Source organism: Spirulina sp. CS-785/01, assembly GCF_028330525.1.
Taxonomy (GTDB): domain Bacteria; phylum Cyanobacteriota; class Cyanobacteriia; order Cyanobacteriales; family Spirulinaceae; genus JAQMSD01.
The window spans coordinates 1-9,423 of record NZ_JAQMSD010000165.1 but is presented as its reverse complement, the minus strand read 5'-3'; the positions used below and the strand labels follow the sequence as shown (position 1 = coordinate 9,423).

The following is a 9,423-nucleotide window of genomic DNA, read 5'->3' as shown; positions in this document are numbered from 1 at the left end:
TGTTTATAGCTGCATTTATATCTCTATCTTTTATGAAACCACAATGAGGACATACATGGGTTCTAGTGGATAGAGATTTTTGCACTTTTTCTCCGCAATTAGAGCAATACTCTTCTCTATGGCAATAAAAAGCCGTCCTCCACTTCGTTATAAGGACGGGGCTTGAAACCCAGTATTTTTGGTCAAATTTAAGGACAAATGGGCTTTTTTCCAAGATGTGTCCCCAACTGGGGACAAAATTTGACCTTTTTTGCTTTTCAAAATCCTCAAAACCCTCTCCAGAAACTAAAAATCGCTGAAAGTTGGCTAAAAGCCTTGCTGTGATTAGTGTCTGACCTTCTTTGTAGGTTAACTTCCTCCTTTCTCCAACATCTGCCATCTGCCATCTACCTTCTTTGGTAGGTGCGAAGCGCAACAGCATAACGCACCAACAACGCTATCAACCCCCCAATCTCCCCCTAGAGAAAGTTGATTTCTTGCGCTATTTGCTTGAAAGTAGAGGAAAATTACGGTTCAGTCCTCGATACAATTTTTCATATAGCTGTAGGGCAACCCTCATCATTAAAATGAGGATCACGATATTGCTATCGTCGGCAGAATAGTTTAATCCAACCTTTAATGAGCATTCCGACTTCGGTTCTGGCAGAGTTACTGCACGCTATCCCTAATTGGCGACCCCAGATGTATTTTAAATCTTCCCTAGTGGCCTTGTCCCACGCCATGGAAGATCAGGTCTTGGCTGGAAACGGGTCTCCCTTAGTGATTGCCACATTTCAACGAGAACGCTTTTATCGCCAAGAGGCCCATCGTTACCGACGCATAGCCCGTCAGACAGATCAGGTGTATGTGTTATCAGCCCCAGAAACCGATTTTAAGAATCAGTCGGGGGAATATGAAACCATCGCCTTTGATGGAGAAGATGGATTAACCCATGAATGGCATTTAGTGGTGATTACGCAACAATATGCCAATTGTCTCATCTGTCGAGAACGCGCATCTCAACGGGAGTCTCAGAAGAATGGAATGGACTCGAATCGCCGTTTTGAAGGGATTTGGACTTCAGATCAAGGAGTGTGCGAGGAAGCGGCGAAAATTTTACTAGAGCGCATTGTACAATATCGTCCAGAATTAACAGAGAAGGTGAATACAGCGAAAAGCCTGTATTTGCAGGAAGTCCCCGAAGAATTGCCCACGGGTCCCCAACAGTTCCCCACCAATAACCCGGACCCCTTTGTGAATCGGTTGGTGAATTATTTACAGGTGGGGCAGTATAAGTTAATGAAAGCCTATCGCGCTATTGCCTCCCAAGAACAAAAAGAACGTCTCATCCACCTAATGACGGTGGCCATTCGCCGTTCCCTCGACCCCCAAAAGATTTTGGAAGTGGCAGTAGAACAACTGGGACAAGTCTTAGGGGCCTGTCGGTCGATTATTTATCGTTGCGGAGAAGCAGACGAAACCGCCACCATTACCCATGAATACCTCCGTCCCAAGATTCCCACGGTACAGGGGGAAACCTGGCTATTACAACAAAATCCTTTCTTTCAAACGGTTCTGGAAACGCGAGAAAGTTTATTAGTGAAAGAGGTGGCCAACCACCCTTCTCTGGAGGAGTCTCCCCAGTCCATGCAAAATTTGGTCAAGCAAGCGAATATTACTTCTTGGCTGTTCGTTCCGGTGCTGTATCAGGGGCGATTAATCGGCATGGTAGAATTGCATCACTGTGGGACAGTTCCCGATGAATGGGCAAAGGAGGAAATTGCCCTAGTGGAAGCGGTGGCTAATCAGGTGGGGGTGGCGTTAATTCAAGCGGAATCTTACGCTAGTTTAGAGGTTCTCAATCAACAATTAGAAGAATTAGACAATACACGCTCCAATTTAGTCGCTATTACGGGCCACGAACTGCGAACCCCTCTGTCAACCATTCAAATTTGCCTAGAAAGTCTGGCCAGCGAACCAGATATGTCCCCGGAATTGCGTCAAGTGATGCTTAATACGGCTTTAGCAGATGCGGAACGGATGCGGACTCTGGTGCAAGACTTTCTCACCCTTTCTCAATTGGAAAGCGGACGGGTGGAATGGAATCCTGAACCTCTGTCTATGTATGAATGTGTGGAGTTAGGGGTGAGTCACATTCGGTCCCATACGGTGCAAAGTGAACGACCGAATTTAGAAGTCTCTGTGCCGGAAAATTTGCCCTTGGTGCAGGCCGATGGGGAATGGTTGGTGGAAGTCTTGACAAAATTACTTGATAATGCTAACAAATTTACGTCCGTTGAAGGGGAAATTGCGATCGCAGTTCAACCCATCGCCAACCAAATGCTCCAAGTCACCATTACCGACACAGGACGAGGAATAGAACCCAACCGTCTCGAAACGGTGTTTGATCGGTTTTACCAAGAAGAAGGGGCTTTACAACGCACCACAGGAGGAACAGGACTAGGACTGGCCATCTGTCGGCAAATTGTCCAACGATGGCACGGAAAAATTTGGGCTGAGTCGGAGGGGAAAGACAAGGGGAGTCAATTCCACTTTACAATCCCCATTGCCCGATCTGCGAGCCAATCCAAATCCAAATCTAATTCTAAATCTGTTTCCAAATCCAAGTCCACGGGCAGTAGTCACAAAACCAAAAGTCAATCCCGCAAAGGAACAAACAGTAAACAGTAACCAGTAACCAGTAACCAGTAACCAGTAACCAGTAACCAGTAAACAGTTGTTACTCCCTATCTCCCCCAACTTCCCCATTTCCCGACACCCGACACCCAACTCCCGACACCCGAAACCCGACACTACACTCGCAAAACCGAACCCAACAAGGGGGGTTTACCGAAAAACAGGGGGGCTAGGGGGTTTTAACAATTCGTTACAATTAAATTAATGAAGCAACGGGAAAACAAATACAGTAACAGAGGTTAACCCCTTAGAAAGTGACTCTAATTAAATTTTGTTTTTGAATTGAAGAAAAAGACTGTATGACCCATACAGTAAGTATTGTGTACTAACAGGAGATTTAATATATGGACGGTAATATTCGAGTTGGGACTTTATTTGGCATCCCATTTTATATCAATCCTTCATGGTTCTTAATTTTAGCCTTGGGGACATTTTGGTTTGGCGAACAGTTTACTCAGGTCTTCAGTGGTAATGCGTTACCTTGGATTATGGGGTTAACTACGGCCTTACTATTATTTGCCTCGGTGTTGGCCCACGAATTGGGACACAGTGTTGCGGCCTTATCCCAGGGGATTGGGGTGCGTTCCATCACCCTGTTTATTTTCGGGGGACTGGCTATGTTAGAAAAAGAATCAGAAACCCCGTTTCAGTCGTTTCTCGTGGCCATTGCGGGACCGTTGGTGAGTATTTTACTCTTTGCTCTCTTTACCATTATGGGAGCAACCTTACCCCTTCCGGCCCCGGTTGCTATTATTGTGTCCATCTTGGCCACTCTTAATCTAATTTTGGCGGTCTTTAACTTAATTCCTGGACTCCCGCTTGATGGCGGAAACGTCCTGAAAGCGGCAATCTGGAAGTTAACGGGCAATCCGAATAAGGGGTTACTCTATGCCAGTCGGGTTGGTCAAATCTTTGGTTGGGTTGCCATCACTACAGGTGGATTAGCGGTCTTTGGTGTGATTGAATATGGTAGTCTGTGGACGGTCTTAATTGGGTTCTTCTTGTTACAGAATGCCGGAATGTCGGCCCAGTCGGCCCAAGTCCAAGATCAGTTAGACCATTATACGGCCCGGGATGCGGTGATTCCTGAGAGTCCTATTGTCAGTAAGGATTTAACTTTGCGGGAGTTTGTGAATGAGTATGTGATCGGGAATAATAAGTGGCGTAAGTTCTTGGTGACGGATGCGAATGGTCAGTTAGTGGGTGCGATCGCCACTGAAGATTTAAAAAGCGTCGCTACCTCAGAATGGACGGAGCGAACCGTGGAAAGCCTCATGAACCCCATTGACAATGGGGAACAAATTCTGGCTGATGAATCCCTCTTAGAAGTGGTTCGACGCTTTGAACAGGACAATAATAAGCAACTCACGGTTGTGGATCAAAATGGGGTGGTTTTAGGATTATTGGAGAAAAACTCCATTATCAAGCTGCTGAGTGACCAACAAGAGGGTCAACCCCAAGACCAAAAACCCGAAGTAGAACCTGTATAAGGTGACTCAGAAGATAGCATAATCATTGCATAATCATTAAGGTGGGCAATTGCCCGCCTTTTTTTTAATACACCTTGGGTTGAAACCCAAGACTAATCGCTTAAACCCGTTGAAAACGGGTTAAGAGACGAATGAGTGACAAATCTAGTCGTTACACTTATTATGGAACTTCTACTCAATGGGGTCATCTATCTCTTTATTTTCGCCCTAGGCGCAGCTATTGGTAGCTTTTTAAATGTGATTATCTACCGCATTCCGGCGGGGGTGTCGATTCTCCATCCTCCTTCCCGATGTCCCCAGTGTCACCATCGTTTGGGGTGGGGGGAAAATATCCCGGTGTTGGGGTGGTTGAAGTTGCGGGGGAAGTGTAAACATTGTCAGAGTCCCATTGCTGTCCGTTATCCTTTGGTGGAAGCGGCCACGGGGTTGTTATTTATGCTTGTTTTTTGGCAATTTGGCTATACGTTAGAAACCTTGGGCTATTGGGCGTTGGTGAGTTGGTTGGTGGCGTTATCCTTGATAGATTGGGATACTTACACTTTACCTAACCCTCTGACGCAATCGGGGTTAGTGGTGGGTTTAGGCTTTATGCTGGTGTGGGGATGGCAAGAAACGGGGATGGTATCGGGGGCGATTTTACAACTCATGCGGGGGGTTGTGGGGGCTGTACTGGGGGTGTGGTTGTTGGATAGTATTGCCTTTATTGGCGCGATCGCGCTTGGAAAAACCGCTATGGGGGCAGGAGATGCAAAACTGGCCGCTTTACTGGGAGCTTGGTTAGGCTGGAAATTATTATTGTTAGGGGGGTTTTTGGGTTGTGTCGTGGGTGCATTGGTTGGGGGAGGTGCGATCGCGCTCAACCTCGTAGAACGCGCCTCCCCCATTCCCTTCGGTCCATTCCTCGCCCTCGGCGCAATTTTAGCACTATTCTGGGGCGACTTCATTTTAAGCACCTATCAAAGTCTTTTTTTTCCGACAATTTAAGACAATTTAAGTTGGGTAATCGGTAATCGGTAATTAGTGATTAATTTTCAATTATCTATTGTCCATTATTCATTGTCCATTATTCCTTATTTTCCTCTTTCATCAGAGCTTGTCGAAAGCCTAAAACCACTAAAATATTACAGAGCGTCAGAAAAAACTCTGCCCCACCATGTAACCAGTCCACATTCGCCAAAACCTCATGATAGGCTTGTTTTGCGTAAATTCCCGCCGGAATTGTAACCAAGACAAAGAGCAATAAAACATAAAACCCAATTAACGCCAAACGAGGCATTCTCCCAGAGCGAGTAATAAACCAAAGAAACGCCAAATAGGGAAACAAAGAAATTGCAAACAAATTATCTTTAGAAAACATGGTTTTGGGTAATAGGTAATGGGTAATTAGGACTAAGAAACCGGGTTTCTGTGCAAAATTTGGGCTAAAGACGGTCAATTTGGATAGAAACCCGGTTTCTCGGCTACTTATATTCATTTAAACAAAGAAACAATAACAAACAACAAACTGTTAATTGCTAATTGTTAATTGTTAATTGTTAATTGTTGACTGTTTACTGTTATAAATACGCCAACCCGCCCAACAGAGAGTAAAATTGCCGAGAACGGTTAATGCAGCTTGTAGTGTGACTAACCAATCGAGATCAGGGGGATTGTCGAAAAAGTGCCAAGTACAAGCACACATCGCACTGAGTAAGGCCGGGAACATGGCTAAAGATAAACCATACCACACGCGATCGCGCGTTACCTCCGCATATCGCCACACTAACCAAATAGCCAAAATCCACTCAATCACACTCGATACATGAACCATCCAAGTTGGAATCGATAAAGCGTGCATAAACCACTTCCCAAAAGCTCTCGATAGGCAGTTTAACGCAATTCTTCCCCAAGCTGACAGGAAATCATCCCCAAAAATCGTAATTTTCGCTACAATTCCCCGTCCCCTTTCCGCTAATGCTAGAACATTATGGGCAGCAGCAAAGGTACATCGTGCAACTTAACACCTACGATCCCGAATCCCCCCAATTCTACGATGAATTGTATGTCGCTCAAGGGCAACCGCGAGAGGCCGCAGCACCCCTGATTCAGTGGTTACAGGGGTTAAGTCTCGATGAGATGAACCAACACCATAAAACGGCCCAAATTGCTCTCTTAAAACTGGGTGTCACCTTTAATGTGTATCAGGATAATCAAGGAGTAGAACGAGTTTTCCCCTTTGATATTATTCCCCGGATTATCGCGGCAGACCAGTGGCAAAGACTGGAACAGGGGTTAAAACAACGTATTACTGCCTTAAATCTCTTTCTGGAGGATATTTATAATGACCAGAAGATTCTCAAAAATGGCAAAATCCCCCTAAATATTATCGAATCGGCCTCTGGGTTACTGAAACCCTGTGAGGGGATAAAACCACCGACAGGGATATGGTGTCATGTAACCGGGACGGATTTAGTGCGCGATCGCAACGGTGAATGGTTTGTCCTCGAAGATAATCTGCGGGTCCCCTCCGGTATCTCCTACGTTTTAGAAAATCGACGGGTGATGAAAAGCACCTTCCCCAATATCTTCCAAACCATGGATATTCGGCCTGTTGATGACTACCCCTCCCACCTCCTCGAAACCCTCTTAAACCTGGCCCCTCCCCACCTACAAAACCCCAATGTCGTTGTCCTCACCCCCGGAATTTATAACTCTGCATACTACGAACATTCCTTTTTAGCCCAACAAATGGGAGTAGAGTTAGTAGAAGGCCGGGATTTAGTGGTGGTGGATGGTTACTTACAAATGCGCACCACCAAAGGATTAAGACGGGTAGATGTAATCTATCGTCGTTTAGATGATATCTTCCTTGATCCCACCGCATTTCGGTCTGATTCCCTCTTAGGAGTCCCCGGATTAATGGACGTATATCGACAAGGCCGCGTCGCTCTTGCGAACGCCCCTGGGACAGGAGTGGCGGATGATAAAGTAGTATATGCCTTTGTGCCGGAAATGATCCGCTATTATTTAGGCGAAGACCCCCTCTTATCCAATGTTCCCACCTATCTCTGTTGGCGAGAACAGGACAGGGAGTACGTTTTACAGCATTTACACGAATTAGTCGTTAAATCCGCCAACGAAGCAGGAGGATATGGGATGTTAGTTGGCACAGCGGCCAGTGAGGAAGAACGGGCGGCCTTTGCCGAAAAAATAAAAGCCAATCCCCGCAACTACATCGCACAACCCACCCTCTGTTTATCCCGTGTCCCGACGTTAATTAATAGTCACGTTGAGGGCCGTCATGTAGATTTACGCCCTTATATTCTATATCGGGGCCATGATGATATTTATGTCCATCCTGGGGGATTAACCCGTGTTGCATTGCGAAAAGGGTCTTTAGTGGTCAATTCCTCCCAAGGAGGAGGGAGTAAGGATACATGGGTTTTGGCCGATTAAAGAATGGAGATGGTTGAGAAAGACAAGCAAAGCGAGAAACCGGGTTTCTTTCCTAAATGTGACCCTCAAATTCCCCTAAACATCAGAAACCCGGTTTCTTCACTCCCGAAGAAAGACAAGCAACCCCGTTTCTTCCTCCTCCCAAGAGTTGACAAAATGCAAAAAATATGCAGCGAGTCGAGAAAAATGGGTAAAGATTCCGCACGATCATTGGAAAAATATGACAAATTCCGGTTTTCAAAAAGAATAATTTTAGAATATTGGACAATCTCGCTATAAATAAAATAGGAAACCCGCAAAATTTAGGAGGAAACCATGGATACCCTTGCTTATACCCAAGCCTATCGTCAATATGAAGAACTAGAAGGCATCGAATATGAGCCTTTAAACTTAAAAGAGTTAGATTGGATTAAACTCCCCAATGCCACTTGGTTAGGGTTACTCACCGTGGGAGTCATTGCGGCCACATTAAGTGCTGCACCTGCAAGCGCACAAGTGCGGGTAGATACTCCCAATAATTCTTGTTTAAATGCCCGTGTGGGCCCCGGAACAGGTTATGATGTCTATACTTGCGTGAGTGATGGTGCAGCCTTAAAAGACGTTGTAGATAGTCAGGGAGACTGGTTAGAGTTATCTAGTGGCCGTTGGGTGTATGGCCCTTATACGACTTATGGAAAGTTATCTGGACAATCAGCAAGCATTCAAGCAAAAGTAGATACTCCCAATAATTCTTGTTTAAATGCTCGTGTCGGCCCCGGAACAGGTTATGATGCTTATACTTGCGTGAGTGATGGTGCAGCGTTAAAACCTGTGGTCGCTAGTCGTGGAAACTGGCTGCAGTTGTCTAGTGGGGGTTGGGTGTATGGTCCTTATACCACGACCGGAAGTGGCGGCACTGGTGGTACAATCATTTTAAAGCCTGGCCAGACTGGGACTCCGGTTCGAGATGTCCAGTTACGGTTACAAAGTTTAGGCTATTATGATGGGGCGATTGATTCCATTTACGGTCCGAAAACCACCAATGCGGTGAAGGAATTCCAACGCGCTAAAGGGTTGATGGTTGATGGCATTGTTGGCCCAAATACTCGCCAGGCGTTATTCTAAATTCTAATTTGAGATCACAAGTTTGAGATAACAAGTTAAAGATAACAAGGGGTTGATCCCCTTGTTATGTTTGTATTATGAGCAATTTAGGGATTCTTTGGTGGAGACTCCGGTAACGGGGTTAACTCCAGAAGCTCGATTACAGAGTTTGTTTTGTTGTTCTCGGTCAATAACGGCTAAACTAAAGTCAGCCCCGGTAATGTCGGCTTGTTCAAAGCGCGATCGCAATAACATTGCTTCCTTAAAGATAGCATTTTTTAAATTCGCTCTCTGGAAGTTCGTTAAATAGGCAATTCCGTTCGTGAAGTTCGCGTTTTCAAAGTTCGCATCGACTAACACACAAGCGTTAAAGACGGCCCCTTGTAATTTTGCGTCACTAAAATTAGCCTCTTTTAGGCTAGTATTCGCAAATTCAGCTTCTTGTAAGACTTGGCCGGAAAAGTCCTTCCCATCCACTTTAACATCATCATAGGAACGAATGAGGGAGGAACTGGCCGCATAAGCAGGTTGGGAGAAGCAACAGGTGAAAACCGTGACGAGTCCCAAAAGAATAGCGAGAAGGCGTTTCATAAATTAATTACTGTGCAACAATAGCAGGTCTATCCGCAAAAAAGGGACTATTGTGTGACCATAGCCCCCTCTTAATGAACAATTTTAAACGGTAATCGCCCATAAACCTAGACTGGGGTTGGGAGATGGGGGAGTCGGGAGTCGGGAG

At 45.5% G+C, this 9,423-nt stretch carries 8 protein-coding genes and 1 pseudogene; 5 read left to right on the top strand and 4 right to left on the bottom strand.

Going from position 1 to position 9,423, the window contains the following annotated elements; translation table 11 throughout:
• Window positions 1-106: pseudogene (locus PN462_RS23520) on the bottom strand (zinc ribbon domain-containing protein); the annotation flags it as partial.
• Between the two features lie 512 nt (window positions 107-618).
• Here PN462_RS23520 and PN462_RS11100 point away from each other — a divergent pair.
• The 3 genes from PN462_RS11100 (at window position 619) to PN462_RS11090 (ending at window position 5,150) form a co-directional block, all read left to right on the top strand.
• Window positions 619-2,670, top strand: coding sequence for a DICT sensory domain-containing protein (locus tag PN462_RS11100; protein ID WP_272128271.1), 2,052 nt, complete (start codon window positions 619-621; stop codon window positions 2,668-2,670).
• Window positions 2,671-3,020: 350 nt separating this feature from the next.
• Window positions 3,021-4,166 (top strand): site-2 protease family protein, encoded by a 1,146-nt coding sequence (locus PN462_RS11095; RefSeq protein WP_272128270.1) that lies wholly within the window; start codon window positions 3,021-3,023, stop codon window positions 4,164-4,166.
• A gap of 162 nt (window positions 4,167-4,328) precedes the next feature.
• Window positions 4,329-5,150, top strand: coding sequence for a prepilin peptidase (locus tag PN462_RS11090; protein WP_272128269.1), 822 nt, complete (start codon window positions 4,329-4,331; stop codon window positions 5,148-5,150).
• Window positions 5,151-5,229: 79 nt separating this feature from the next.
• On the opposite strand, the gene PN462_RS11085 is transcribed toward PN462_RS11090, so the two are convergent.
• Both PN462_RS11085 and PN462_RS11080 read right to left on the bottom strand, forming a co-directional pair.
• Window positions 5,230-5,523: a DUF3593 domain-containing protein gene (locus PN462_RS11085; protein ID WP_272128268.1), complete on the bottom strand. Its 294-nt coding sequence runs from the start codon at window positions 5,521-5,523 to the stop codon at window positions 5,230-5,232.
• Between the two features lie 171 nt (window positions 5,524-5,694).
• The gene (locus tag PN462_RS11080) at window positions 5,695-6,003 is read right to left on the bottom strand and encodes a DUF2499 domain-containing protein (protein ID WP_272128267.1); all 309 of its coding nucleotides are present in this window, start codon (window positions 6,001-6,003) and stop codon (window positions 5,695-5,697) included.
• A 152-nt stretch (window positions 6,004-6,155) separates the two neighbouring features.
• On the opposite strand from PN462_RS11080, the gene PN462_RS11075 reads away from it, so the two are divergent.
• Together PN462_RS11075 and PN462_RS11070 are read left to right on the top strand one after the other, a co-directional pair.
• Window positions 6,156-7,601 carry a circularly permuted type 2 ATP-grasp protein gene (locus tag PN462_RS11075; RefSeq protein WP_272128266.1) on the top strand — a complete coding sequence of 482 codons (1,446 nt, stop codon included), beginning with the start codon at window positions 6,156-6,158 and terminating at the stop codon, window positions 7,599-7,601.
• Window positions 7,602-7,916: 315 nt separating this feature from the next.
• Complete coding sequence (locus PN462_RS11070) at window positions 7,917-8,705, top strand: peptidoglycan-binding domain-containing protein (RefSeq protein ID WP_272128265.1); 789 nt, start codon at window positions 7,917-7,919, stop codon at window positions 8,703-8,705.
• Between the two features lie 75 nt (window positions 8,706-8,780).
• Here PN462_RS11070 and PN462_RS11065 read toward each other — a convergent pair whose 3' ends face one another.
• The gene (locus PN462_RS11065; RefSeq protein ID WP_272128263.1) at window positions 8,781-9,275 is read right to left on the bottom strand and encodes a pentapeptide repeat-containing protein; all 495 of its coding nucleotides are present in this window, start codon (window positions 9,273-9,275) and stop codon (window positions 8,781-8,783) included.
• Window positions 9,276-9,423 lie beyond the last annotated feature (148 nt).